At 52.5% G+C, this 25,271-nt stretch carries 18 protein-coding genes; 3 read left to right on the forward strand and 15 right to left on the reverse strand.

The annotated features are described in order from the left end of the window. Nucleotides 1-292: 292 nt before the first annotated feature. On the reverse strand, nucleotides 293-1,864 hold the full coding sequence (locus Q399_RS0117670; RefSeq protein WP_084164495.1) for a M20/M25/M40 family metallo-hydrolase: 1,572 nt from the start codon (nucleotides 1,862-1,864) through the stop codon (nucleotides 293-295). 80 nt (nucleotides 1,865-1,944) lie between these two features. Continuing rightward, a complete protein-coding gene (locus tag Q399_RS21975) occupies nucleotides 1,945-2,121 on the reverse strand; it encodes a PspC domain-containing protein (RefSeq protein WP_211253399.1) in 177 nt (58 codons plus the stop codon). Between the two features lie 415 nt (nucleotides 2,122-2,536). On the opposite strand from Q399_RS21975, the gene Q399_RS0117675 reads away from it, so the two are divergent. Together Q399_RS0117675 and Q399_RS0117680 are read left to right on the forward strand one after the other, a co-directional pair. Continuing rightward, a complete protein-coding gene (locus Q399_RS0117675) occupies nucleotides 2,537-4,456 on the forward strand; it encodes an amylosucrase (protein ID WP_031570838.1) in 1,920 nt (639 codons plus the stop codon). A 148-nt stretch (nucleotides 4,457-4,604) separates the two neighbouring features. Further along, nucleotides 4,605-5,726: a Gfo/Idh/MocA family oxidoreductase gene (locus Q399_RS0117680; protein WP_031570840.1), complete on the forward strand. Its 1,122-nt coding sequence runs from the start codon at nucleotides 4,605-4,607 to the stop codon at nucleotides 5,724-5,726. Here Q399_RS0117680 and Q399_RS0117685 read toward each other — a convergent pair. From Q399_RS0117685 to Q399_RS0117720, 8 genes are all read right to left on the reverse strand, one after another. Then, complete coding sequence (locus Q399_RS0117685; protein ID WP_031570842.1) at nucleotides 5,713-7,794, reverse strand: glycoside hydrolase family 97 protein; 2,082 nt, start codon at nucleotides 7,792-7,794, stop codon at nucleotides 5,713-5,715. The two genes, Q399_RS0117680 and Q399_RS0117685, sit on opposite strands and share 14 nt — an antisense overlap. Nucleotides 7,795-7,840: 46 nt before the next feature. After that, nucleotides 7,841-9,400, reverse strand: coding sequence for a tryptophan halogenase family protein (locus Q399_RS0117690; protein ID WP_037046621.1), 1,560 nt, complete (start codon nucleotides 9,398-9,400; stop codon nucleotides 7,841-7,843). Nucleotides 9,401-9,403: 3 nt separating this feature from the next. Next, nucleotides 9,404-10,921, reverse strand: a complete 1,518-nt coding sequence (locus tag Q399_RS0117695) for a tryptophan halogenase family protein (RefSeq protein WP_031570846.1) — start codon at nucleotides 10,919-10,921, stop codon at nucleotides 9,404-9,406. Nucleotides 10,922-11,050: 129 nt separating this feature from the next. Then, nucleotides 11,051-13,972: a TonB-dependent receptor gene (locus tag Q399_RS0117700; protein WP_031570848.1), complete on the reverse strand. Its 2,922-nt coding sequence runs from the start codon at nucleotides 13,970-13,972 to the stop codon at nucleotides 11,051-11,053. Between the two features lie 461 nt (nucleotides 13,973-14,433). Then, a complete protein-coding gene (locus Q399_RS21750) occupies nucleotides 14,434-15,219 on the reverse strand; it encodes a substrate-binding periplasmic protein (RefSeq protein ID WP_051686151.1) in 786 nt (261 codons plus the stop codon). A gap of 20 nt (nucleotides 15,220-15,239) precedes the next feature. Next, on the reverse strand, nucleotides 15,240-15,644 hold the full coding sequence (locus Q399_RS0117710; RefSeq protein WP_031570852.1) for an acyl-CoA thioesterase: 405 nt from the start codon (nucleotides 15,642-15,644) through the stop codon (nucleotides 15,240-15,242). A 12-nt stretch (nucleotides 15,645-15,656) separates the two neighbouring features. Next, on the reverse strand, nucleotides 15,657-16,892 hold the full coding sequence (locus tag Q399_RS0117715) for a class I SAM-dependent methyltransferase (RefSeq protein ID WP_051686152.1): 1,236 nt from the start codon (nucleotides 16,890-16,892) through the stop codon (nucleotides 15,657-15,659). 50 nt (nucleotides 16,893-16,942) lie between these two features. Further along, entirely contained in the window at nucleotides 16,943-17,854 is a 912-nt protein-coding gene (locus tag Q399_RS0117720; protein ID WP_031570856.1) for a type 2 periplasmic-binding domain-containing protein, read from the reverse strand. Nucleotides 17,855-18,030: 176 nt separating this feature from the next. Here Q399_RS0117720 and Q399_RS0117725 point away from each other — a divergent pair, with 176 nt between their 5' ends. Next, a complete protein-coding gene (locus tag Q399_RS0117725; protein WP_031570857.1) occupies nucleotides 18,031-18,630 on the forward strand; it encodes a DUF2799 domain-containing protein in 600 nt (199 codons plus the stop codon). A 5-nt stretch (nucleotides 18,631-18,635) separates the two neighbouring features. Here the strand turns inward: Q399_RS0117725 and Q399_RS0117730 are convergent, their stop codons facing one another. The 5 genes from Q399_RS0117730 to Q399_RS0117750 form a co-directional block, all read right to left on the reverse strand. Beyond that, nucleotides 18,636-20,609, reverse strand: a complete 1,974-nt coding sequence (locus Q399_RS0117730) for a sulfatase-like hydrolase/transferase (protein WP_031570859.1) — start codon at nucleotides 20,607-20,609, stop codon at nucleotides 18,636-18,638. A gap of 90 nt (nucleotides 20,610-20,699) precedes the next feature. Continuing rightward, nucleotides 20,700-22,097, reverse strand: a complete 1,398-nt coding sequence (locus tag Q399_RS0117735) for a hypothetical protein (RefSeq protein WP_031570861.1) — start codon at nucleotides 22,095-22,097, stop codon at nucleotides 20,700-20,702. A 51-nt stretch (nucleotides 22,098-22,148) separates the two neighbouring features. Then, entirely contained in the window at nucleotides 22,149-22,763 is a 615-nt protein-coding gene (locus Q399_RS0117740) for a DUF2238 domain-containing protein (RefSeq protein WP_031570863.1), read from the reverse strand. Nucleotides 22,764-22,915: 152 nt separating this feature from the next. Further along, the gene (locus Q399_RS0117745; RefSeq protein ID WP_031570865.1) at nucleotides 22,916-23,824 is read right to left on the reverse strand and encodes a pseudouridine synthase; all 909 of its coding nucleotides are present in this window, start codon (nucleotides 23,822-23,824) and stop codon (nucleotides 22,916-22,918) included. 68 nt (nucleotides 23,825-23,892) lie between these two features. After that, nucleotides 23,893-25,158 (reverse strand): MgtC/SapB family protein, encoded by a 1,266-nt coding sequence (locus Q399_RS0117750; protein ID WP_031570867.1) that lies wholly within the window; start codon nucleotides 25,156-25,158, stop codon nucleotides 23,893-23,895. Nucleotides 25,159-25,271: the final 113 nt, after the last annotated feature.

Here is a 25,271-nt window from a genome sequence, read left to right on the forward strand (position 1 = left end):
AAAAACTGTTCGGCCATGTTTAGCTGGTGGGACCGCGGCAGGCAACTGCCGCACAGCACATTGCAGGCGCTTTTTGCAGGCACAACCGCGTGAGTCTGCAGACAGCGGTGTGCTGATGTAACAGCAGCAAAATCAGTGCAGTTCTGACAAATTGTACTATCACATTGACTTGCACAGGTCTGAAACAACCAGCTGAAATTCATCAGATAAATTTTGCTGCTGCAGCACTTTTATACAGTCAGACAGGCTTTGACCTATGACATCTGAGTGGTATGGCTGAACAAAGGTAGGCTTAGTATGCTGTGCGCAGCAGCCGCACCAAAGTTTGAACACCATCAACATAGTGGCCAATCCGCAGGTTTTCGTCGAAACTGTGCTGGTTATTGTCAGCATTCACCAGCGGCAGAATCACAAAGGGTATCTCCAGCGCACTGACCAGCTGCGCGGTTGGCAGACTGCCGCCCATCATGCGGATCCGCACGACTTGACGGCCATCTTGTTGCAGCACTGCGTACACCCAGTTACCGAGCTTTGAATCCATTGGTGTGCGCGCCGCATCGCCGCCAGCACCCGCTGTTAATGAGGCGATTTTTGGGTATTTGGCGCGCTCGTCAGCCGTCGGCTCGCCCTGGCTCAAATACCAGCCCTGCGCTTTGATATGACGCTCCAGTAAGCCTGTGAGATAAGCAGAATCAGCCTCGGGCGTGGTGCGCAGGTCCAGCTCTGCAACCGCCTGATGCGGAATAATATTGGCAGCTTTGTCACCGACCGCAGCCGCTTGCATGCCGCGGATGTTTAACGACGGATATTGCAGCGCTTCCTGATAACTGTGGCCTACAGCGTCTGGTCGGGCGATGCCGGTGCGCTGACGCAGCGCGGCGTCATCATCCGGTACTTCCGAGAGTGCCAGACGTTCGGCCGCGCTCAGCTTTACAGTATCGTAATAGCCGGCCACAGTAACCCGGCCATCATCGTCTTTCATACTGGCCAGCAAGGTTGCCAGCCGCTGCGCCGGATTTGGCACGTAATTGCCATAATGACCGCTGTGAAGTGGCGTTTTGGGTCCATAGACGGTCAGTGTCAGACTGGTCGCGCCACGGTTGCCAAAAACCAGTGTTGGTTGATTACTCGGGTGCTGCGGCCCGTCGAGGATAATTAAGCCATCGCTGTGCAGCAGCTTTGCATTGGTTTTTGCTATCGCATTTATGGTCGGAGAGCCCTTTTCTTCTTCACTGTCGAGCAACACTTTGACATGGAAAGCCGGCGACTGACCCGCAGCTTTTAACGCATCAAAAGCCGCCAGCAGCATCATAATGGGGCCTTTGTCGTCAGCCGCTGCCCGAGCAAATACACGTAATTCGGCATCCAGAGGGTTCTGCTGTAGTAATGCCGCGTCCACTGTCTGCCATTGACCACCCGCGTCGCGTTTCTTCACCACCGCTTGCCAGGGACTAGACTGCGCCCATTGCTTTGGCATGACCGGCTGACCATCAAAATGTAGATACAATAACAAAGTCGCGGCATCTTTTTGTGCGCTGTGGTAATGGGCAAACACCAAAGGTTTGCCCTGATTAGCTAACTGCTGCGTTTGAAACCCCCGGCGCTGAAAAGCAGCGCTCAGCCAGTCAGCATTGCTGCGGATATCAGCCGCATTCACCGCATCGTTGGGCAACGCCAGTAGCTGAAAATACTCGGTAAAACTATGCTGCGCCGCTTGCAACACTTGTATATCTGCGGGAAACGCGGCACCAGAAACCTGAGTCGGGTCAGAGGCTGGATTGGTTTGGGCCTGTACATGGCCACTGGCACAAAATGTAGCAACGGCGAGGCTGAAGAATATTTGCTGAAAATGGTTTTTATACATTGTTTTATCCCGACTTCAGAGTTGAAGTTTTATATGTTCAGGGATTGTTCCACCGAGACTTGGCTAGTCGATTGTTCGCATTAACGTTCTGGCCTTGGCATCGCAATAGCCAGCACCGTATAAACCCCAAATCCCAACCCGCAGGAGACAAAACTGAGTCCCAGCCAAAGCAGCCTGACTGCGCGCGGCTCCCAGCCGATAAAATCGGCAATACCACCACAAACCCCGGCCAGTACCCGATCAGTTGACAGAGTCAATTTACGATTTCCGTGCATTCAGGTTCTCAAATTACCGAAAAGAAGCACATTAACACAATTTTAAATAATATAAGTTTATCTGCGACAACCATATTCGCAGTGACCACCCCGCATAAACGCATGTCAGATCAGACAAGCCCGGCACATCGTGCCAGAGCTGGCTAATCCAAGTTTCACCTGTTGATCCTCCCGCCCAGTGGACTTTGTGCACTCATTCGCCCAAGAGGCCACAACCTGTTGTATTTGGCTTTGTATCGCTCCCTCTTGTGTTTTTATCTAAATCGATTAAGATTCTGCTATGCACGGGGCTTACACCTGTGTAAAACTGAAGATCAAGCATCTGCTGCCTTTGCAGCTGCGATCTCAAAACAGATAAAAAAACAGTGCCGACCAGGCCAAACCCGGACCAGACGATATGCCAAACACTATTGCCCAGTTGCTGGCTGAGCCGGCACTCCTGCAGCGCGAAGCGGAAACTATCCTCAAGCGCCACAGCGCCAGTTTAAAAACCGCTGCTAAAAACAGCTGGCCTGCGCTGCAACCGCGTTTAGCCCAAGTACTGCCGGAATTGCTAGGGCTTTATCTGCAGCTCTATGGCGATTTGTTTGACTGTTATCATCAATTGGAACAGCTGCTGAAGTTGTTAGCCAAAAGCGCGGCACAGCGGCCGGATTATCTGCAGGCCGAAGATGCAGCGCCGCAAACCTGGCACAAAAGCCATCAGGCGCTTGGCTCTGCCTGCTATGTCGATTTATTTGCCGGCAATTTCGACGGCTTAAAACAGCGTATTCCGTATTTAAAACAAACCGGTATTAATTACCTGCACCTGATGCCACTGTTCAAAGCGCCAGAGCCCAACAGTGACGGCGGCTATGCCGTGTCGGATTACCGCAGCACTATGCCCTCTCTCGGTACTATGGCCGAATTGTCCGGCCTGATGCGGGAACTACATCAGCAAGGCATCCGGCCTGTACTGGATTTTGTCTTTAACCATACTTCCGACGAACACCGCTGGGCAGAAAAAGCCAAGGCCGGCGACCCGGCATATCGAGATTATTATTTCTTTTTCACTGAAGCCGAGCGCGACCGCTATGCGCCCACCTTACGTGAAATATTCCCAGAGATCCGTCGCGGTTGTTTTACCCAGGACAAAAGCTCTGGCCTTTGGGTATGGACGACGTTTAACAGCTTTCAATGGGATTTAAACTACGCCAACCCAGCGGTTTTCACTGCCATGGCCGAAGAGATGTTATTTTTGGCCAATCAGGGCGCCGCGGTGTTGCGACTCGACGCGCTGGCCTTTGTCTGGAAAGAAGCTGGTACCAATTGCGAAAACCTGCCAAAGGCGCACTTACTGATCAAAGCTTTTAATGCCGTAGCGCGCATTGCAGCACCGGCGCTGCAGTTTAAATCCGAAGCGATCGTCCACCCGGACGAAGTGGTGAAATACATTGCGCCGAATGAATGTCAGCTGTCTTATAACCCGCTGCTGATGGCTCTGCTGTGGAACTCATTAGCCACGCGCAAAACCCGGTTGCTGACTGAATCGCTGCAGCGGCGTTTTGCCATTGATCCACACTGCAGCTGGGTCAATTACATCCGCTGCCATGACGATATTGGCTGGACCTTTGACGACACTATCGCCTGGCAGCTTGGCATTAATCCGGATCATCACCGTCAGTTCCTTAATCATTTTTATACCGGCCAGTTCCCTGGCAGTTTTGCCAGCGGTGTGCCCTTTCAGCAAAACCCGGTCACCGGCGACTGCCGCGTCGCCGGCATGCTGGCGTCCCTCGCCGGCGTCGACAAAGCTGAGGCTGAACAAAACCAGCAACATCTTGAACACGCGCTGGCAAGGATCTATCTGCTGAACAGCGTCATCCTCAGTATTGGTGGCCTGCCACTGCTGTATATGGGCGATGAACTGGGTCTTCGCAACGATCACAGCTATCTGCAAGATCCGGCAAAAAAAAACGACAGCCGCTGGGTCAACCGTGTCGCGGTTACTGAATCGCAACTGGCTCATGCAACAGAGCCCGGTACTTTATCCGGCCGCATCTACCAGCAACTACAGCATTTGATCAAAACCAGGGCTGGACTACCGGTGCTTGGTAATGGCACTACAAGCATCCTGCACAGTACAAATCCGCACCTGTTCTGTTATCAACGGGAACTGAACGGCGAGCAGCTGCAGGTCGTGGTGAATTTCAGTGAACACCCGCAATACTGGCACAGCGACAGCAGTGGCAGCTTCACCGATGCTCTGACCGGCAAGCAGCTACAGGCAGGCGCTGTTGCGCTCAGCGCTTATCAGGTGTTGTGGCTGACAAACTAACGGTGGTTCAGCTAAAGCGCCGGCCCGGATAGCAGTGCGAAAACGCGCCGGCGATGTTGTTGGTAAAACCTGACTGGAATTAAAGGGACAAGTCCCTATCAGCACAGTATGATCTGCAGCATTTGTAACAGATCTGCCGGAGTGCCTGATGATCAAAACTGCAGTGATTGGCTTTGGCCTGTCCGCCCGGGTGTTCCACCTGCCTTTTATCGCCAGCAATACCGATTTTAAGCTGGTCGGCATCAGTACCTCACAGCAGGAAGCTGCTGAGTGTTGGCCAGACGTACAGATTTACGCCGATGCCGCCAGCCTCATTGAGCATACTGACGCCAGTCTGATTGTGATCACGGCGCCAAACCGCGCACACTTTAGCCTCGCCAAAGCTGCTTTGCTTGCCGGCAAAGATGTGTTGGTGGAAAAACCGCTGGCCGTTACTGTGACCGAAGCTAATGAACTGCAACAGCTGGCAACGCAGCAGCAGCGCAAATTGGCGGTGTATCATAACCGCCGGTTTGACGACGATTTTGTCGCGTTGCAACAACTGCTGCAGTCAGGCCGGCTTGGCACTGTGCAGCTAATGTACTCGCGTTTTGACCGCTTCCGGCCGCAAGTGCAGCAGCGCTGGAAAGAGTCGGCGGAGCCAGGCAATGGCGTGTTATACGATTTAGCACCGCATCTGTTGGATCAGGCGATTGCGCTGTTTGGCGCTCCGGATCAAATCACTGCCTCGTGCCAGAGTTTACGCGACGGTGGCAGCGCCGGTGCTGTCGATTATTTTCAGCTGCGGCTGGATTATCTGCCCACAGCGGCATCGCCTGGTAAGGCGGCACAACCGCCGCGTCAGCTCGTCTTAAGCTCGTCACCTTACTGCGCCCACCCGGCCCCCCGTTTTGAGCTACATGGCAGTGGCGGGAGTTTTATCAGTTCAGGGTTGGACCCGCAGGAACAAATCCTGCGTGATGCGCTGCAGCAAAGTCCGGCCAAACCGACCGCAGTTTTCACGTCAGCCCGCTGGCAGCAACGTCAGCAGGCACGTCGCGGCAAAATCTGTGATGCCGCAGGCTGCCGATCCATTGCCATGCCACAGAGCGATTACGCTGGTTTTTATCAACAACTGGGGCTTTTTCTTCATGACAGGGGAGCGGCTCCGGTACCACTGGCAGACGCTGTTTTAGGTCTTCAGTTGATGGAGCTGGCGCTGCAGAGCAGCCGCGAACAACGCACTTTGGCGCTGTCTGCGGCAAAAGCAGCCGAAGTTACCGCGGTATAAACTCGATAGCCGCCCCACCGCCCGGCGCCAGCTTCAGTTCAAGCACGTCTTTGCTGCTTACTGTGCGGCGTTTGATTTGATAGGCCATCGGATTGGTTTGCCAATCCGCATCGGCGGCGTCCTGATACCACACAGCGTCGTAACTGCGGTTTTGTTGCAAAAACTGCAGCGGCAATTGCAGTGTTCGTGCCTGCTCATTGCTGGTGGCACCAACAAACCAGCGCTCAGAGTGTTTGTCCTGGCGCGCGACCACCAGGTACTGACCAATTTTGCCGTCAAGTGCAATACTTTGCTGCCAGTCAGTCGGCACCGCGTCAATAAAAGCAAAAGCCGGATGCACCTTACCGCCCGGCGCATAATTTTCCGGCAAATCCGCCACCATCTGCAGCGGGCTATACAGTGTGACATAAAGCGCCAGCTGATTGACTAAAGTGCTCGGCACTCGGTTATTCGGCCGGTGTTTTTGGTAGTTAAAGTTAAAAATGCCCGGCGTGAAATCGATAGGCCCGGACAAACCGCGGGTGAATGGAATAATCACCGTGTGATTCGGCGCATTGCCGGTATCAGGGCTGCCGCCGTTATATTCCATGCCGCGCACCGATTCACGCGTCATCAGATTGGGGTAAGTGCGGCTTAAACCAGTGTCTTTGACCGTTTCATGCGCATTGACCATCACCTGATGCGCCGCTGCAGTATCGACCACTTTTTTAAAGTGCTGCACCATGTACTGGCCGTCATGCCACTCGCGTCCGTCCAGCCGTTTACCGACATAGCCCATCTTGACGCTATGGATACCCAGGCGTTGATAGTATTTAAACGCATCGGCCATTTGTTGTTCGTAATAGCTGATGCCAGCAGCTGTTTCATGATGGCCAATCAGGCCAACGCCTTTGGCTTTGGCATAAGCGGCGACTTTATCGATATCAAAACCTTTCACCGGTTTGGTGAAACTAAAGGTCGGTGGCCGCTGCCACCACTGCCCTTCCCAGCCTTGGTTCCAGCCTTCGACCAACAAACCGTCGATGTCATGTTGGCTGGCAAAATCAATATATTGCAGCGCACGTGCTGTCGTTGCACCTTGTAGTGGGCCCGGCGACCAGTCTTTTTCACCAATATGCATCTCCCACCAGATGCCCATATATTTGCCGGGTTTGATGTAGCTGGTGTCAGTACCTGCGGCCATCGGCTCGTTGAGGTTTAAAATCAGGCTGGAATTCAGTAGTGCCGCTTCGGTCGGTGCGATTTGAATCGTGCGCCACGGGCTTTGGAACGGTGCTTTGGTATAAACGCGTTCGACCTGTGCTGCAGTATCATTACCAGAATTGGCACCGGCCCAGGGCATCAGATCGGCTTTAAGCGTGATGTGGTTATCAGTGATGTTGCGCAACGTCATCGAGCTGTAATCGACCAGCGCTGCTTCATGCACCGCCACCGCAATCCCATCATCGGTCAGCGTCAACGGTGTATGGGCGACCGACACCGTCGATAACGCCGAATTCATATATTGATATTCAAAACTTAAGTTGCGGTAGGCCTCAATCCACCAGGTGGAGAAGTTACGGGCAAAAGCAAACTCAGTCAGCTCATCGGTAATGACTAAATCGCCCGCCAACGCAGGTTGCGCCGGCAACAGGTAACGAAACGCCACACCGTCATCGTAACTGCGGAACACCACAGTGAACTGGCGGCCTGGCACTTTGGACTCTCGCAGGTGTAGCGTCAACTCATTAAAATGATCACGAATATTACTGCGTTGGCCCCAGACCGGCTGCCAGCTTGTATCCTGACTCCGGTTGCTGATTTTGTCCGCCAACAAGCCGCTTTTTAGCGGCGGCTGGCCTTTGAATACCAGCCCCAGCACTGACGGTTTTAACACCGATTTGCCGCGATAACTGACCTGATAAGTCAGGGCTTCAGCAGATAACACCAGCTCCACGCTAATCTGCTGGTCCGGCGATAACAACTGCCACTTTTGCGGTGTTGTGAGCTGCTCTTCGGCCTGTACTACGCCAATCAGCAGCAATACACTCAAAGACAACACGCGGCCGATGTGATGATAAAACGCCATAGCTGCTCCATTTATGTTCATCGGATTGGATTGTTCCCTTGGATTTTTAACTGCGCCACAGCAAATGCTGCGGCTGGAAATTCAAGCTGCAACCTTGAAAAAACGCCGCCAGTTGCAGCTCCACAAAGGCGTCACTGACACCAGCCGGCTGCGGTTGGCGCAGTGGCGGAAATACGCCGTACCCTGCCAGCAGGCAATGCCAGGACGTGGCGCCAAAGTGACTGTCGATTTGCTGGCGAGAGAGTTCGCTCGCCAGGTCCCCCTGGCGAAACCAGACATCCAGAATTTGCCGCAGTGATTCAGACAGCTGCAGATTGGCACTATTGGCGCGCCAATAATGGCTGTCACTGCGACTGCTCAGTTTGTAATGCGCGACGATGTAATCGCGCACCGCCTCAAAGCGCTGATGCACCTGGCGGTTAAATTCGGCTTGCCCTTCATGAGAAAAATCGGCAAAAGCGTCGATAAACTGCTCAATCGAACTTTGCACCAGATGCAGCGCTGTGGCCTCCAATGGCTCAATAAAACCCTGTGATAAACCAAGCGCCAGACAGTTTTTCTCCCAGCTTCGGCTGACCTGACCAACTTTCATCTGCAGATGGCGGGCGCTGATGCTGTCATCGAGCAACCCCAGGTGCTGGCGCAATTCCAGCTCGGCGGCGTCTTTGGAAATAAAGGCGGAGCTATAGACATAGCCATTACCGGTGCGATGCCGAAGCGGAATTTGCCAGGCCCAGCCATTTGATAGCGCGGTGGCGCGGGTTTCCACCGGCGGTATGGCAAGAGCATCGGTCGGCAGCACCACAGCGGCATCATTAAACAGATTGCTGGCAAAAGACTCAAAAGGCACCTGCAACGTCTGCTGCAGCAGGCTGGAGCGAAAGCCCGTGCAATCGACAAAAAAATCAGCGCTGATTGACTGCATGATTTTGCCCTCAACGTTTGGCGTTTCGCCAACCAGGCTAGCAATGCGGCCATCTGGTAACTGATTGACTTGCGTCACTGTCATCGCCTGATATTGCACACCAAGCGCCAGCGCTTTTTGCTTTAAAAACTGGCCCAACAACCCCGAGTCGAAGTGATAGCCATATTCGATACGAAACGGAAAATTGGCACTTGGCAACGGTGCCAGCTTGTCTGCCTCCAGATAACCGTTGAGCAGAAATTTTTCCGGCGCAGTTTCGACCGCAAGCCCCAGCCGGCGCTTAAAACAATTGCTGTAAAACGCTGTTTCGCTGTGCAAATCCGGCTGTGAGATAAAAGGATGGCTGTAATCAGCGCCAAGCCCCATCGCCTGGGCTGCTGGGCTCCAGTTCACAAAACGAATATTGGTCTTGTATGTGGCCTGACAAGCCGGCATCCATTCGCAGTCAGGGATACCAAGTTTTTGGAAAAAACGTTTTAGAGATGGCGTCGAACCTTCGCCGACGCCAATAATGCCGATATCCGGCGCTTCAATCAGCGTGATTGTTACCGCGCGCTGATTCGCTGCGGCAGGTTTAAGCCATTTGTCGGCAAACAATAATGCCGCCATCCAGCCGGCGGTGCCGCCACCGAGAATAACAAAATGAAACGGCTGTGCTGTCGAACCCAAAGAGGCAGTCATGGTTCAGACCTTGCTGTAGCGGCTTAAAAATTCATCATGCGACAACATCTGCGCCAGCGGCTGCTGTTTGGCGTCTTGCACTTTGGCCAGCGTCGCCAGCAGCTCTGTCTCAGTTGGCACTTTGGCCGCCGGATGATAATCCTGCGGCACAATGCCTTGCCCTAGCATCACCTGGATCCAGCTGGCGTCGCGAAAAATATCGTTGTGGTCATTAAATACCTGTGCCGACTGCCGAAATAACGCCATTTTGTCGCGAAGCCGCTCTGGTATTGCCATGTTGCGCATATCGCGCCAGAACGCAGAATCATCGCGCTCATTGGCGTGGTAATGCAGGATGATAAAATCGCGGATAGTTTCAAATTCTTGTTTGGAATCAGCGTTGTAATAATCGACTACTGCGTCTGTGATGCCTTGATTCGGGAACACTTTGAGCAGGCGGACAATGCCAGACTGTATCAGGTGAATACTGGTTGATTCCAATGGTTCGAGGAAACCACTGGACAGGCCTATCGCCACCACATTTTTTGCCCACTGCGTGCTGGTGCGGCCGGTTTCAAAACTGATTTTGCGTGGATCGGCCAGCGCTTTGCTGTCCAGATTCCCCATCAAAGTGCTATGGGCTTCGTCATCACTTAAATAATCCGAGCTGTAGACAATCCCATTGCCGTTACGATGGGTCAGCGGAATGCGCCATTGCCAGCCGGCTTTGTGCGCAATACTGCGGGTGTATGGCAAGGTTTTCTCAAAACGCTCACTTGGCACCGCCAAAGCGCTGTTGGCTGGCAGGTATTTGGACCAGGATTCATAGGCCACACCCAAAGTTTTACGGATCAGCAAGGCGCGTAAACCGGTGCAGTCGACAAATAAATCGCCGTGAATTTTGCGGCCATCTTTTAACTGCAGCGCTTCGATATGGCCAGAAATACCATGTTGCTGCACTGTTTCAATCATACCTTCGGTGCGTTTGACGCCGGCGTTTTCAGCGATTTTACGCAAAAACTGACCATACAACGCCGAATCAAAATGATAAGCGTACGGCATTTCATAGACCGGATTTGGCGTTTTGATGATGTTAAATTTGCCGGCTTCGCAGCACAGATAATTTAAATCGTAATCCCACAAGGATTGCGCTAAACCGGCTTGCTTCGCGCGTAACCAATAATGCTGGAAGTTACAAAAACCCAGGCTCGCACCGGGCGCACCGAAGGTGTGGTAATAGCTCTCGCCGGGTTTACGCCAGTTTTCAAATTTGATCGCCAGTTTCATCGTGGCGTGGGTGTCACGCAAAAACGCCTTTTCATCCAGGCCCAAATACTGATTAAAAATCTGAATAGGCGGAATGGTCGCTTCGCCGACACCGACAATGCCAATATCGTCCGACTCCACCAGTTCAATCTCTACGCTGTCTGCCAGCACTTTTTTCAGCAGAGCTGCGGTCATCCAGCCGGCGGTGCCACCACCGGCGATCACGACTTTGCGAATTGGTTTACCGGCAACAACAGACTCAGATGGCTGATGCATAACAACTCCCTTGCAGAACAAAGTATGGGTCTGGACTCTCTACGCTACAAAAAAGCCTACACCAATACAGAAAAAAAGGCCTCAATACCAAGAACTTATTGAGGCCTTTACACCGGGTCGGTTTACTTCTTAATAGAACGCGTAGTTCACGTTCAGCATGTAAGTCGGGCCAAACTGCCGGCGCGTGGTGACGATGCCGTCGTCGTTGACGGTTTCTTCATCAACATCGGTCAGGTTGGTGCCCTGCAAGGAAACTCGCAGGCCATGCAACGACGTGAAGTTACTTTCAGAGAAGTCATAACTGATTTGCGCATCGACCAGCGTTACGCCGTTACGGCTGGCGGTCGAAATTTTGTTCGAACCGCCACGCTCATAAGTCAGGAAGTCCGAACGGTCCGTGCCGGCAACCCGCACTTCGAAGCCATTTCGCTCGTAATAAGCTGTTAACGAGAACACTTTGTCGGACTGGCCTGGAATACGGCTGCCGTCATTGAGTTTGGCGTCAATCAAAGTGCCCGATGTGGCGACACCAAAGCCTTCCAGCACATCAGAGAACTTACTGAACGGCACGTTGGCAGTCACTTCTACCCCGTGCACACGGCCAGTCAGACCGTCTTCGAAGTATGAGAAGTAGCCGTAATTTGGTGGCGTGACCTTAGCGCCAGCAGCGTAGAAGATATCAGCCGGGCCATAAGTACCAGCCTGGTCGATGATACGGTCGTGGAAGCCAGGGATAAAATAGTTGGCGCCACTGTTGGTTTCATCATTGGTGAAGTTAATCAGCTTGTTACCGTCGCGGGTCCAGTTGACTAAATCCTTGTAGAAAGCGGTGACCGACAAATAACCTTCTTCCTCGAAGTAACTTTCAAAAGCTAAATCGAAGTTATTGGCCTCCAGCGGTTTTAACAGCGGGTTACCGGCAAATTTCGACCAGGGTGAACCATAAGTTTCTACTGCGGCAGTGGTATTTGGGATCGCAATCAGGTCGATGTTTTGGTCGAACTTAACAAAACCGGACGCTTTCATTTGGTCGATACGGGCGCGGCTGATGGTTTTGTTGGCAGCAAAACGCACAAAGTTATTGTCCGACACTTCCATGCTCAGGTTCAGGCTTGGCAGCACATGGCTGTAGCTGTCGCCTTGCTCGGTAATACAGTCGGCATCCACTTGTTTGTCGCTGTTATCATCGCAAACCGCAAAGTTAGCACCGACAATACCAATGAAACCACTGGAAGATTGGTCAGTTTTGACATACTGCATGCCGATATTACCGGTGACCGGGAAATCAGCCAGCTGGGTTTCAAAATCTGTTTTGAAATACAGCGTGGTCACTTCCTCGTTCACATCGTAAGTATCACCCAGACGGTCCGGCTCTAACAAACCGGCGTCATTCAGTTTGTAAGTCCCATCGTTGTATGGCGCAAAACCATCATAAGCAACCACCTGGCCAAGACCTGCCCAGGTTAAATCCGCCAGGCCGCCATACAGGTACTGGGTTGGAATAGCGGTTGAGAACGGATAAGACGTCGCAGTGGCAAAGAAGCCTTTATTGTCTTTATCTTTGAAGCGATCAGAATAATTCACGCCCACCGTCAGTTTGTTAAAGATGCTGTATTCGATATTGCCGACTGCTTCTAAGCGGTAGGTCTTCAGTTCTTCACTGAAATCGGCGTAGTTCAGGAAACCGTCCTGCGCGTTAAAATAGCTGTACGGGTCGCCGTTGGCTTGTTTCACATTGGTAACAAACTGGCTGGCAATGTTGGCCATACCGCCCCCCCATACTTGCGGACCTGTCAGCTGCAGCGCTTTGGCATCAGAAAACGCACCAAGGCCGGTCAGTTTGGTGAAAAACACCCCATCCGGGCTCATGGTAAATTCACGTGAGCCCAACTGCGATGAATTCAGCGCGCCAGAGCGGGCCAAACCTGCATAGGATTCGCCGCGTAAATCACGTTTGCTCGATTCGCTGCTGGCAACGTCTAATTCAACCTGCCAGTCATCGTTCAGCTGATATTCGACATTCAGGCCAAAGGTCTGTAAGTCACCGTCTTTTTTCAGCGGGTCGGTGCGCAGTACCGGGTTGGCGCCCACCTGAGTACCAGTGGTGCTGGTGCCACTGCCGGTGACATTGGCAGAAGAGAACGGTTCAATAAAACCGCGTAATACGCCGGAATCAGAATAATCGATATCCAGCACGTCAAACACGATGTTCAGTTTGTCGTTCGGCTGATACTGCAGCACGGTAGAAATAGTGTCGCGTTCAAGCTTAGTGCTGATAGACGCAATATCTAAACCGGTTGGCAACACCTGACCAGCAGAATTGGCGCTGTAACCCCAGACACCATATTTACGCTGGTTGTTCGGCGATTCAGTTGATGCCAGCGCAACGGCCAGGCCTAGAGTGTCATCGGCGAATTTCTCAACAAAAGACAGTGCATAACGTTTGCCTTTGTTGTCAAATTCCGGGTTATCAGAATCACGGCTGTTCGATTCATAGTTGCCGTTGACCGTCAGAGTTTCTTTCGCCTGCAGCGGGCGTACTGTGCGTAAATCGACAGTACCGCCAATGCCCTGCACCATCAGCGTGGCATCTGTGGTTTTGTAGATGGTGGCGCCGGTCATGATTTCTGATGGGTACAGGTCGTATTCAACACCACGGTTGTCACCGATACCAATCAGCTCCCGGCCATTTAACGAGGTGCCGGTGAAATCTTCTTTAAAACCACGCACCGAAATGCCCGAAGTACGGCCACCGACGCGCTCACCGGCAAGACCTGGTAAACGTGATAAAGATTCTGCTATTGAAGAGTCTGGTAATTTACCGATGTCTTCGGCAGAGATGGCTTCGACAATGGACGAGTTATCCATTTTTTCCGCCTGAGAACGAATCAAGGAGCCGCGGATACCTCGTACGGCGATCACTTCGACTTCTTCACCTGATTTTGCCGCAGTGCCTGCAGCCTGCTGCTCTGCTGCTGTTGCCGCCACCGACCAGATGGCTGACGAGACTGCGAGTGACAGTAACGCGGGTTTAAATAATTGTGTTCTCATTTGGTTATCCCTTGTCGATTGGTGTTGCTTATTTGTGTGTTGTCTTGCCTGAAGCTGACATCCAATGGGGTTCGGCAGACCTGTATCAGGCTAGTCGCTCCATCTGTCTCTGCAGCATTTTTGGAGACAAATATTTCGACTTGTGTATCGAATCACGTTGAATGTTAGCTTCTATTGAGATCTTAATCGTTTAAGTTTCTTTACCAAAAAAACAACATACTCGGTATCTCCGGATGTTGTTGTGATGGGTGAAGAAAATTAACGCCTCTTAACTTAATCGTTTTAGATGATCTCGATTTCGCCGTCAAGCATTGCGCGTAAAATAATCGATAAAGTTTTGAACTTTTTCAAACAGGCCGTTGATTGCTGTGGCCTGAAGCACAGATCGGATCTCTGTACCGAATCAGCCAGTTTAGCTGCCGGCACTGCGTTTCAGCGCTGTGGAAAAATCGACAAGGGCTTTAGGGGTGTGATGTGTCGGCTACGGGCACTGTCGCCTCCAACTGCAGATCTGCTGGACTCTGCAACTGATAGCGTGCTTTGAGCTTGATGACTTCAGCGTGATACTGCAGTAAAAACCGGTCGAAGCGGCGCAGCATTTCACCGTGATCCCGACTGGACAAATGAAACCCGACACTGGCAAGCGGTAACTGTCGCCCGATCTCCGCCCCTTGTGGTTGGCCGAGCTTCTGTAGCAAATGTCTGGCAACATGCCATTCCACATCAGCCGCATCAACCCTCTGCTTTAACAACATTTGAATTGCTGCCGTAGCATCTGTAGTCTCAACCAGTTCAAAATTATAGCCTTTTTGGACAGCCAATAAATGATCTGGGGTAAAACCGCGCGGCACTGCAATAGCCCGCACTTCAGCAAGTTCAAGCTGTGCATCACCCTGCCGTACCAAAGTCGAACCGATAATGCCGGTCAGCGGCTGACTGAAAAATAACGGTTCGGTTTCACCTTTGGCACTGTGCCATTGCGGATTATCCGGGTACACCAGCTGGCAATCCGGATTGTCCTGCAGACGCTTCACCGGTAGCGGTATCAGTTTGATGTGCTGACCTGTTTTTGCGCTAAACAAGGCAAACAAATCGGCGGCAAAACCACGGCCTGGCAACTGACTGAAATCATAATGCGGATAATAATCGATATTTTGCACGCAGATACGCAGCGCGGCGGCCTGTGCCGGCAGCGCCAGGCAAGTGAATATTGCAAACCAGAGCCGGAGTTTGTGCATCTGTACCATGTCACTCACCTGCCAATACGCTAACCTGCCACAGCCGCCAAAGCGCTAATAAAATCGGGAACAAATGGTTTACCCTGTGCATTGAGCGCGGTGCCCGTAATGAGAGCATCCAGCATCAGTTTGCCATCAGCGCTGCGCCGTACCTGCTGGCGAAAGCCAAAACGCAATTTAGACACACTTTGATATTGTACTGTGACAAAGAACTTGTCACCGCTTTGCAATGACGCTTTGTAATCCATCTCAGAACGTACCACGACCAGATGAATTTTTTCCCGCGTCAGTTTGGCAAAATCCAGACCACAGGCCAGCAGGTATTCGTGTCGCGCGTGCTCCAGATAATGGAAATACACCGCGTTATTGACGATGCCCTGCATATCGCATTCGTAGTCGCGCACTTTAAAATCAACAGAAAACAACTCAGTCATGTTTTGTCCTTTTTATATCGCCTCAGGTGGAGACAAACTTGCTGGCGAGAGAGATCCCTGCACCAGTAACGCTTCCAGACAGTGTTGTCGGATACCATAAAACTGCTTCAGCGCGCTGATCTGTGCCAGAACCGCTTGTTGCCGCGCAGCAACCACTGAGCCTTCTCTTTTAACCGCCAGAATCATTTTGTTTTTACTGGTATGTTCCAGCGCGATAAATTCAAACACCTGCGTATCATAACCATGCGCCTCCAACAGCAAAGCACGGATGCCATCGGTCAGCATTTCCGCTTCCTGGCCGAGATGAATCCCATGCTGTAATAATGGCGATAATACCGCCGGGCTTTGTAACTGCGGACGGATCTCTTTGTGGCAACAGGGCGAACACATAATCACACTGGCACCGGCGCGAATGCCCATATGGATGGCATGGTCGGTTGCCGTATCACAGGCATGCAAAGCGATCATCACATCAAGGCCTGTGCTTTGATAATGCTGCACGTCACCTTGCTCAAAGCGAATGCCCGGTTGGTTGAGCCGTGCCGCGGTGGTATTACACAAGTCCACCAGACTCTGGCGCAACTCGACGCCAATAACCTCGGCTGGCAACGCGAGTTGTTGCAGATAATGCGCCACGGCAAAGGTCAGGTACGCTTTGCCGGAACCAAAATCAGCGATGGTCAAATTGCCGCGTTCCAGCAAACCAGCCTCTTTCAGCGCCCTGGCAAAAATCTCGATGAACTTATTGATTTGCTTCCATTTTTTCTGCATGGTGGGCGCAATCTGACCATCACTACCGGCAATACCAAGCTCGCGTAAAAATGGCGCCTGACTATCGATAAAACGTTGTTTTTCCCGGTTATGGCTTTGCGCCGGCGCCAAAGCAGCGGTGGCGGTTTTACGCGTATTGAGCAGCACTTTGCCTTTTTTCGATACCGTCAGCTGAGTTTCGCTGCCGTTGCATTCCAGCAACGCGGCTCTAAAGTCGGTGGTCAGCCATTGCGTTAACAGCGGCGTCAGTTCGTCCGGGCTGAAGTTTTTGGTTTGATCAAAGGTTTTGTTTTCAAATAACACACTAAGCTGGGTGCCGGTTTTCAGCAAAATCGGCCGGATTTGGATGCGATTTAGTTCGCTTTGGTTGCCGGCATAACGCGACAACACCAGCCGCAGCAATTGGTTTTGGCTAAAAGCATCGTGAAATTGCCGGATAAAACCGGCCAGTGGTACAGCTATTTCGGCTTGGCTCATCAATCAGTCCGAGGGCTAAAGGTTCTGGCGCGCAGTATATCAGAATGGGGTTATTCCGGCTGCCGTGCACTGGATACCACGGCTAGCTCCACTGGTACTTTCAGCCAGTATTCCTGCTGTTGTAGCGGCGTTTCGGCCGGTAATAACGGGTTTTCCAGCTGAAACACCACGGATTTACTGAACTGACTGAGCGGAAACACCTGCTGCGCTATTGGATGAGCCTGCAAAAAAGCCTGTAACTCGCCACTGCGCGCCAGCTTGTCCAGCCCCCGGAACAGCCGTTCAGCCAATACCTTATTGTTTTTATTCACAAAATAGTACATAGCAAATGGGTAGTGCAGCAGCACACTGGTGTTGTATTCCAAATCCGGATAAGCCGCGGCAAAGGCTTTTTGCTCTACCGGTCCTTCGAAAATACTCCGCGGAAAATAATCACAGCGTTTGCGGCGTAATAACTCCAGCATCTGGTCGTGGCGCTCTGCAGTCATCACTTTCAGACCTGCAGCGCGCATAATATCGCTGTCCGGCCATAGCTCGCCCTGACAAGCGGTCAGGCGCTTTAATTCACTGAGCAGGCGGATTTGGCTGAACGCCTGCCGGTCAGTTTTGCGGATGATAAAACCACGCCAACCCAAACCGCCGCCCAACAGCGGAACCCGTATTGGAAATAAGTCCTGCTCCAGTTCCGACGAGGTACCAAAATGATGAACATCGATAAAATTCTGTTTCATCAGCAGATAACGGTAGTCGCCCAAAGGCGGTGGTTGCAGTAGTTGAACCCGGGCAGCCCCATAATCGGCTTTGGTCCGGTTCAATACCAGTTGCAGCAGGTCCTGATAATAACTGACACTGGCTTCACCCGGCGATTGCAGTCCCAACACACGGATATGCTGTGGTTGTTCTGACAGTACATTGAAACTCCAGACGCCAAAGCACAGCAATAATCCAGTCAACAGCCGCATCCGTGTCCCCGCTCTGTCAGTAGTTTTTGCTCACTATAGTGGACTTGGCTGCACCACAGCAAGCAGCGTCATCTTTGCAATTCGTAGCTGGCTTTACAAAGCAATAACCGACGATTAGCATGCAGCAACGTTGCGGTGCTCAACACTGCAGAAACATTCTGAAAAAAAGGATCCTTATGTTACGCCGGATGTTGATGGTGATTTTGCTCTCACAATTAGCTGCTTGTTCCAGTATCAGTAAAGATGAATGTTTGCAGGGCGACTGGTATAGCCTTGGTGTCAATGACGGTAAAGCCGGCGAACTCAGCAGTAAATTCCGCGAATATCAGAAAGACTGCGCCGACCATGGCGTGATGCCGGATTTTAAAACTTATCAGCAGGGCCATAGCCAGGGCCTGGTATTTTTCTGTGATTTCCAGCATGGCGAAGCCTGGGGCCGCGCCGGTAAAGATTACAACACAGCCTGTACCGGTAAACTCGAGCCTTCATTCCGGCAAGGTTTCCAGCAAGGTCAACGCTGGTATAAAGCCAAAAAAGTTGTCGATGATATTGCCGCGGCTATCGCCGACTTACAAAACCGCAATCTGAATCTGCGTGAAGATATTTACGCCATTAATCAGCGCATCGCTGTGGAGCAAAACGCTTCAGCCCGTGCCGCGTTGCTCAACCAAGCCGACCGGCTGCGCTACCAGATGGAAGGATACAATCAGGAGATTGGGCGGCTGCAGATCCGACTGGCGCAAGCTGAAGCCAATTTCGCCCCGCTAAACCGCTAAAACGTTCAGTGTTGCTGCAACTGCTGCTGGTACAGCTCTGATTGCTGATACCGCAGCATGCCCCAGCTCTGCACCAGTTGTAACGCTCTGGCCTGGTCGGCGACCGACAACTGCGTGAAGTCTGCCCAGGCCGCACCATCACTGGCGCGAAAATGCCGTTGCCGGAAGTCATATAACAAACGTCCATGAACATCGATACGGGCGATTTGTTGTGGCGCACGCACCAGCCCCACCACTTGTAATACTGCTGGCGGTGGCGGTGGCAATGGCGCGCCCTGCGCTGTTGCCAGCAACAACGGCGCCACGTCAGCGTGACCAAGCACCGGCGGAAAAGCGATCCGGCGGTTGCTGACCATCAGCACTTTGGTTTGGGTGTCATTGAGCTGATGACCATGGCCGAGAAAACCATCATCAAATAAAGATTCGCCGTGATCTGAGGTAAACAGCTGAGTACTGTGTCCGGTGAGCTGATAGCTGTCGAGCAGCTGCTGCAGCTGACCCACCAACCAGTCCGCATTGGCCACCGCGTTCAGATAACTGAGCTTTAGCAAATCTTTATTTGCCGGTTGCATTTGCTGGCGGCTGATTGCCTGACGGGTCAGCAGTGGCAACATCTCTTTGTGGTGATAAGGGTAATGCGCCGCCTGAATGTTCAGATAAAAAAACTGCGGCTGCGCCCAGTCGACTTCGGCAAAACGTTGTTGCAACTGACGCAACAGGCGCTGTTCACTGATCCGCAGAGAGCCGGCGTTTAGCGACGGATCCAGCCGGTCAGCCAGCGCGGAGTCGGCATCAAAATAATACTGGCCAGGCCGTTTTAATCGGGTGCTGCTTAACACATCGCCAAAACGTTCCGCCTGCGCTGACAATACATTGAGCTGATACCCCCGCGCCTGCAGCGCATCCAGTAAATTTTGTTGTGGCGGGTGATAACTCAGGCTGCGGTTAAACAGTGCTTTGAGTGAACTGGTGGTAAAACCGGTATGACTATAGGCGTTGTCACTATAACTGCCCTGCTGTGCCAATGCCGCCAGATGCGGCATCACGGCTTTGCCGTCTTGCTTTGCAAACAAGACATCAGCGCGCACACTTTCCAGTACTATCAGAAAAATATGCTGGCCGGCGCGAAGGGGTAAATTCTTCAGCGCGTCCGGCTCGCCAACTGGCAAAGGCGGCAAATCACCACCGAGCCCGTCTTCATCCATGCCATTGGCCGGAATATCCATGGCGCCGGGGTATAAAGCGGCATGAAAAGGCGCGGTGTCTGCCTGCCCCCCCAGCGCGCCGTAACCGTCGAGATCAAGATCAGTCAGCCGATTTAACAGCCCGGTCATCAGCTGCTGCGACAGTTTTTTCTCCAGTCCAAACCGATATGGCTGCTCTGTTGCAAGCAGTTGCCATTGCAAAGGAAATAACAACAGCATCAACAAAGCGCTGTAGGGCCACCAGCGGGCGCCATCGGCCACCGAGCTGCGGTAACGCCGAAAAGCCAGATGCACGCAATATAACAACATCAGACCGGTCGCCAGCGCCACCAATACCGGCAACAGATGCAAACTGAGCTCAGTCAACACCATGCTGATGGCCGCCAGCACACTGCCGCCGCCCAAATTCGCCAATACCTGCCAGTCCAGATTGTCACCAAAATACTGGTACAACTCGCCGCCAACCCAGCCATGACCAAGCTGGAGCAGCACCACCATCAGCGCAAACCATAAGTGGCTGCGGCTGCTGGTCCGCAACCGGCAAATCAGGTTGTATAGCATAAAAGCACAGGTTACCGCCGTCAGGTCGGCGAGCCAGCCGGCCATAACATAAAGCAGTCGTTCGGAAAAAAGCAGAAAAGTATGGGGTTGCAGAAAACCACCGCCAGTGAAAAGCTGATATTTGTGTTGAAACACCACAGCATCAAACACTGAACAGAACAGACTCAGCGCAATCACAAGCAGCAGGGAACGGCGATCAGGACGAGGCAACAACGGCACTACCTTGTGTCAGCAAAGTTCGGAAATATCTAAGGTGAGGCAGTATGCCCTGCCGGCAGCCGCGCTGCAATCCGGGCAGAGAACTCAGGTGAAGTGATACATGATCTCCAGCTCCTCAATTTCAGCCTGCTCCTCATCCGAACTGAATTCAATCAAAATGTCGTAATCATCACGATACAGCTGAAAACGATCACCAATATCCTGCATATCCGGAAAAGCCAGCCGCAGACCGGCTTTGGTGACAGGGATTTGCAAGGCCTTGAGCAGCGCCGGGATTTGATTCGGCTGATCGGACTTTCGCATCACCGGAGCGGTCAGCTTAATCCGGCGGATCTCGTCTTTCACCACCATCACATGCAGCTGACTGGTTGGTAGCCACCAACCCTGATTGCGCCGCTGCACCAGTTGATGCAGACGCAAATGTGGCGGAAACAAACTGGCAGCAGGTTGTTGCTGCAGATTGCGTACGCTGACACTTTCAGCGAAAGCCAGCACATCCTGCCACGGTTGTTGCTGCAGAATCATCTGTGCCGGCAAAGTCGCAGCACTGCTGTAGTAAAAACCGGTTAACATGGCTGTGGTCTGATGTACAGATTCCGGGTTAAATTCTTCAAACTGCAGTTTCAGTTGTTGACCAGGCTGCTGTTTACGCCAGATCAGTGGGGTTACTTTGTGCCAGGAGCCTAGTTTCCCGGCAGCCTGTGCCATATCTGTTTTGTAGGCTACTTTACCTTCGACCAGCCAGGGTTTGTCATCAAATTCGGGATGGAACTCCAGTAAATTCCGGCCAACGCCGCTGAGGATTTCACTGTCGGTAAACACGGCTTTGACCAGCGGATCCAGGTAAACCCACAACCGGCGGCCATAACCTAATAAACGGGCGCCATCCGTTAAAGTTAAATCGGCAGAGGGCGAGCCCCAAAGGGTAAAGACCTGCTCTGCGGTCATCTTCAGCTTCAGACCAAAGGCCCCCCCCTGTAACGACAGATGATGATTTGGCGGCACTATCACCCGATATTCCTCGGTATCCTGCCGTTTAATCACTGTGGTCACTGCAGTCCTGATTTGCGTACTGCCTAAATCAATTTTGATCTGGCGGGCCGCGCTGATGTCGGCACTTTTATCCGACAACGCATTATTACCTTCACAGAAACGGAACAATTCCAGCTGAACCAATACTTCGGAATAATTACCGGGCAGTTTATGTTCGCTTTGTTTGATTTTTTGCACCAGTACAGCATCAAAACGCCGCGCCGTGGCATTTTCACGGATCTGTTGCAGATAACGTGCAACCTCAGGCACATCTCTTAACAAGGCAAAACGCCACAAGTTATGGTTGCGCACTTTCAGCACAGTTTTCAGTGGCACCACTTCGGCTTGCTTACACTCCGGTAACAAGTCGACCAGCGGAGCCAGTGATTCAGCATGCAGCACGGGCAGCTGGCAGGCTAAAAAAAAGGCGCATAATTGCGGCAACTTCATTCGGCATCCTTTCCCACAAAACAAACACATCTGGTTAACATATAGGTAATTTTATGCTGCTGCAAGCTGCACTAACTGGCGATCATGCCAGCGGCTTAGCAACAGCAGCGCAAGAATGGCCCCCAATAGCGCAAAACCCATATCTGCCTGTGTATCCCAGGCATAGCCCTGAGTACCGAGAAATTCATCAGCGCCCTGCCCGAGCATCACGGCCGCAGCCCATTCAATCAGCTCATATGCCGCACTGATCGCGAGCACGATACAGAGCAGGATAAACTGCAACATCCGCCGGCCTTGAATGTATGCACCACGCAGCAGAATTTCCCTCGCCACCAGCACCGGCACAAAGCCCTGCATCAGATGGCCGATTTTGTCATATGGATTGCGGTCTAACGCGAACCAGTCCATCAACCAAAACCCCAGCGGAACCCGGGCGTAGCTATATGCGCCACCAAGGATCAACACCAGCGCATGACAAAAAATCAAACCATACAACAAAGGCGTTAACGGATAGGATTGGCGGGTCCGCCACAACAGCGGCCAGGCCAGTAACACCGGAAAAACTTCCAGTAACCAGGTGGTGCGGTCAAAAGGCGCAATTGCAGACCACAGCAACAGCAGCAGCAGCGCCGCAGACCCGGTATAAAAATGTTGGTTTAACAGCATGGGTTCACCAATATCAGCAGTTACTGAACCAATGTAAGCAGTTACAAGGCCGAGGTAAAGCCTGCTTTCAGGTAAACCGGGTTAAATAATGGATAAATAATGGATAAATATTAAGTTTTTTATGATGCAAAGCTGATAAGACGCGGCAGCATTCAGCAGACTGACGCCGACCAGCTGCTCAATTGCCGGGAGGAACAAAAATGCTGCGGCTGGCCATTGATCGGATCAACAAACCGCAGTTGTTGCGCCAGCAACTGCAAAGGCCCGGCCAGCGTCTGGGTTTTCGGCAGCAGTGCCGGATAATAAGGGTCAAATAAAATTGGGCAACCTATCGCCTGCATATGTAACCGCAACTGGTGGGTTTTACCGGTATGAGGCGTCAGGGCAAACAAACCAAGCTGCTGTTGCCGCTGCACTAAACGCAACGTAGAGTGCGTATTTGGCTCCCCATCAACCTGCTGCATTAAAAACCTGGGCTGGGATTTTTCCAGCCGGTTTTGCATTGTGAATTCTTGCGGTAAAGACGCCTGCTGCAGCTGTTCCGGCAAGTGGGCAACCGCCTGATAAGTCTTTTCAATTCGACCTTGTGCAAACAGTTGATAATAAGCCGGACGGCTCTGTGGATTGAGCGAAAACATTACCAGCCCTGCAGTGTCGCGGTCCAGCCGGTGCACCGGCGCGATATCATCAAGCCCGGTGTCACGCCGCAACCGCTCGAGCAGACATTCATTGACAAATTCGCCACCCGGAATGACCGGCAGGCCGTGCGGTTTGCAGGCCAGCAGAATATGCGCATCCTGATAGATGATCTGATGAGCGGCAGCCACGACCGGCTCTGCTACGACCTCGCGGTAATAACATAAACGCCGGCTTGGCAGAAAAGGCGTCTGCATACTGACGATTTCGCCGCTGTGCCAATGCACTTTGCCCTCAGCAAGGCGCGCGGCCCAAATCTGTGGCGCAATACGGGGAAACTGTGCACAGAGAAACTGGTACAGATTGTCCCAGCCCTGGTTGACCGGCGGTAAAGTAATTTCGGAAGGCCGCGCCGCTTTTGACATCATGACTCCTGACAACAGCAGCGGCGTATGCCGCAGTGCTCGTGGTCACGCATCTTAGCAAATTAAGGCTACAGCGCCCACAGCAACAATGCAGCAATGATGATGACCAGCGCACTGACGCCAAACAACCGCCGGCGCAGTCCGGCGCTGCCCACCACACTAACCAGCGCCGTTTTCACTAAGGTATTGCTGATCACGGCAATGACCAGCGCGGTTGCCGCCAATTGTTCGCGACCGGCTTGCTGCGCGTATTGCGCCATTGACAGTGTGATCGCATCCACATCCGTCGTACCGGCGATGGCTGAAACCAGATAGAGCCCCTCGGCCGGTGCAAAATGCTCGGTCAGTTTCACCACCAGCAGCACCAGCGCAAACATCAAACCAAACTGGCTGGCGGCCCATAAACTGAACGGATTACTGATGCTGGTCGCGGAATTGGCCTGCAGCAACGGGGCCCGCCGGTAGAAGTATGCCGCCATTACCAGCGTTACTAATGCCATCGCACTGATCACCGGCCACAACGGCGCCAGCAACGGCAGGCAAACAATACCGACCATCAGCAGCACCCGCAAAGACATCACCGCCCAAGCCAGCAGAATGCCACAGGCCAGTGCATCATCCTGATTTTCTCCCCCTTGTTGCTGCCGGCTCAGCCGGGCAAAACTCAGGCTCACCGCAGTGGACGACACCAGACCACCAGCCAGACCCGCGACCGCAGTGCCGCGCGCCGGCCCCAGCAAGCGGGTTGCGACATAACCAACCAGAGAGAGCATCGAGATCAGGATCACCAGTAACCAGATTTTATAGGGATTAAAGGCCTGCCAGGGGTCCAGAGCATGATTTGGCAACAGCGGTAACACGATAAAAGTCGCAATCAATAACTTCAGACCAGCATACAAATCCTCATTGCCGATTTTGTCGACTAATCCGTGCAGCGGCTGTTTAAACGCCAGAATGGCTGAAGTGATGATCGCCAGCGCGACTGCAATACCCGCATAGCCGTGCATGACAGCACCACCGAGCAGAAACACCAGCATCGCGCTGAGCTCTGTGGTCAACCCCGGCATTTGCGGCTCTTCGCGTTGTTTGCGCTTATAGGCGGCCAGCACCAGCGTCGAAATCAGCGCCAGCACCGCCAGCTCCAATAAGGGCTGTTGCAGCTGCAGACCAAGCCAGGCACCAACAGCCCCCAGCAGCGCCAGTAACATAAAAGTTCGCACGCCGCCAAAGCTGCTGAGATTATTTACTTTGTGTTTTTCACGCTCAATCCCGACTAAAACCCCAATAGCGAGGGCATAGGCGAAGTTTTGCAGGATGGTCAGCTCGGTTTGCATCAACACCTACGTGGCTTTTCAGGACTATTCGTTGATTTCAGCATTATTCTGGTGCTAAGGCCATGAGCTGGCGCAATATTTTTAACCGGTGTCGCTATCTGGCGCAGACAAAA

Source organism: Rheinheimera texasensis DSM 17496 (assembly GCF_000711985.1).
GTDB lineage: Bacteria > Pseudomonadota > Gammaproteobacteria > Enterobacterales > Alteromonadaceae > Pararheinheimera > Pararheinheimera texasensis.

What these genes read in the sequence shown, in the direction of transcription:
- Q399_RS0117670 (WP_084164495.1), bottom strand. Translation starts at nt 1,864, where the DNA reads ATGTATAAAAACCATTTTCAGCAAATATTCTTCAGCCTCGCCGTTGCT.
- Q399_RS0117745 (WP_031570865.1), bottom strand. Translation starts at nt 23,824, where the DNA reads ATGTCAAAAGCGGCGCGGCCTTCCGAAATTACTTTACCGCCGGTCAAC.
- Q399_RS0117700 (WP_031570848.1), bottom strand. Translation starts at nt 13,972, where the DNA reads ATGAGAACACAATTATTTAAACCCGCGTTACTGTCACTCGCAGTCTCG.
- Q399_RS0117690 (WP_037046621.1), bottom strand. Translation starts at nt 9,400, where the DNA reads ATGACTGCCTCTTTGGGTTCGACAGCACAGCCGTTTCATTTTGTTATT.
- Q399_RS0117735 (WP_031570861.1), bottom strand. Translation starts at nt 22,097, where the DNA reads ATGAAGTTGCCGCAATTATGCGCCTTTTTTTTAGCCTGCCAGCTGCCC.
- Q399_RS0117740 (WP_031570863.1), bottom strand. Translation starts at nt 22,763, where the DNA reads ATGCTGTTAAACCAACATTTTTATACCGGGTCTGCGGCGCTGCTGCTG.
- Q399_RS0117720 (WP_031570856.1), bottom strand. Translation starts at nt 17,854, where the DNA reads ATGCGGCTGTTGACTGGATTATTGCTGTGCTTTGGCGTCTGGAGTTTC.
- Q399_RS0117685 (WP_031570842.1), bottom strand. Translation starts at nt 7,794, where the DNA reads ATGGCGTTTTATCATCACATCGGCCGCGTGTTGTCTTTGAGTGTATTG.
- Q399_RS0117710 (WP_031570852.1), bottom strand. Translation starts at nt 15,644, where the DNA reads ATGACTGAGTTGTTTTCTGTTGATTTTAAAGTGCGCGACTACGAATGC.
- Q399_RS0117715 (WP_051686152.1), bottom strand. Translation starts at nt 16,892, where the DNA reads ATGAGCCAAGCCGAAATAGCTGTACCACTGGCCGGTTTTATCCGGCAA.
- Q399_RS0117695 (WP_031570846.1), bottom strand. Translation starts at nt 10,921, where the DNA reads ATGCATCAGCCATCTGAGTCTGTTGTTGCCGGTAAACCAATTCGCAAA.
- Q399_RS0117725 (WP_031570857.1), top strand. Translation starts at nt 18,031, where the DNA reads ATGTTACGCCGGATGTTGATGGTGATTTTGCTCTCACAATTAGCTGCT.
- Q399_RS0117675 (WP_031570838.1), top strand. Translation starts at nt 2,537, where the DNA reads ATGCCAAACACTATTGCCCAGTTGCTGGCTGAGCCGGCACTCCTGCAG.
- Q399_RS21750 (WP_051686151.1), bottom strand. Translation starts at nt 15,219, where the DNA reads ATGGTACAGATGCACAAACTCCGGCTCTGGTTTGCAATATTCACTTGC.
- Q399_RS0117750 (WP_031570867.1), bottom strand. Translation starts at nt 25,158, where the DNA reads ATGCAAACCGAGCTGACCATCCTGCAAAACTTCGCCTATGCCCTCGCT.
- Q399_RS0117680 (WP_031570840.1), top strand. Translation starts at nt 4,605, where the DNA reads ATGATCAAAACTGCAGTGATTGGCTTTGGCCTGTCCGCCCGGGTGTTC.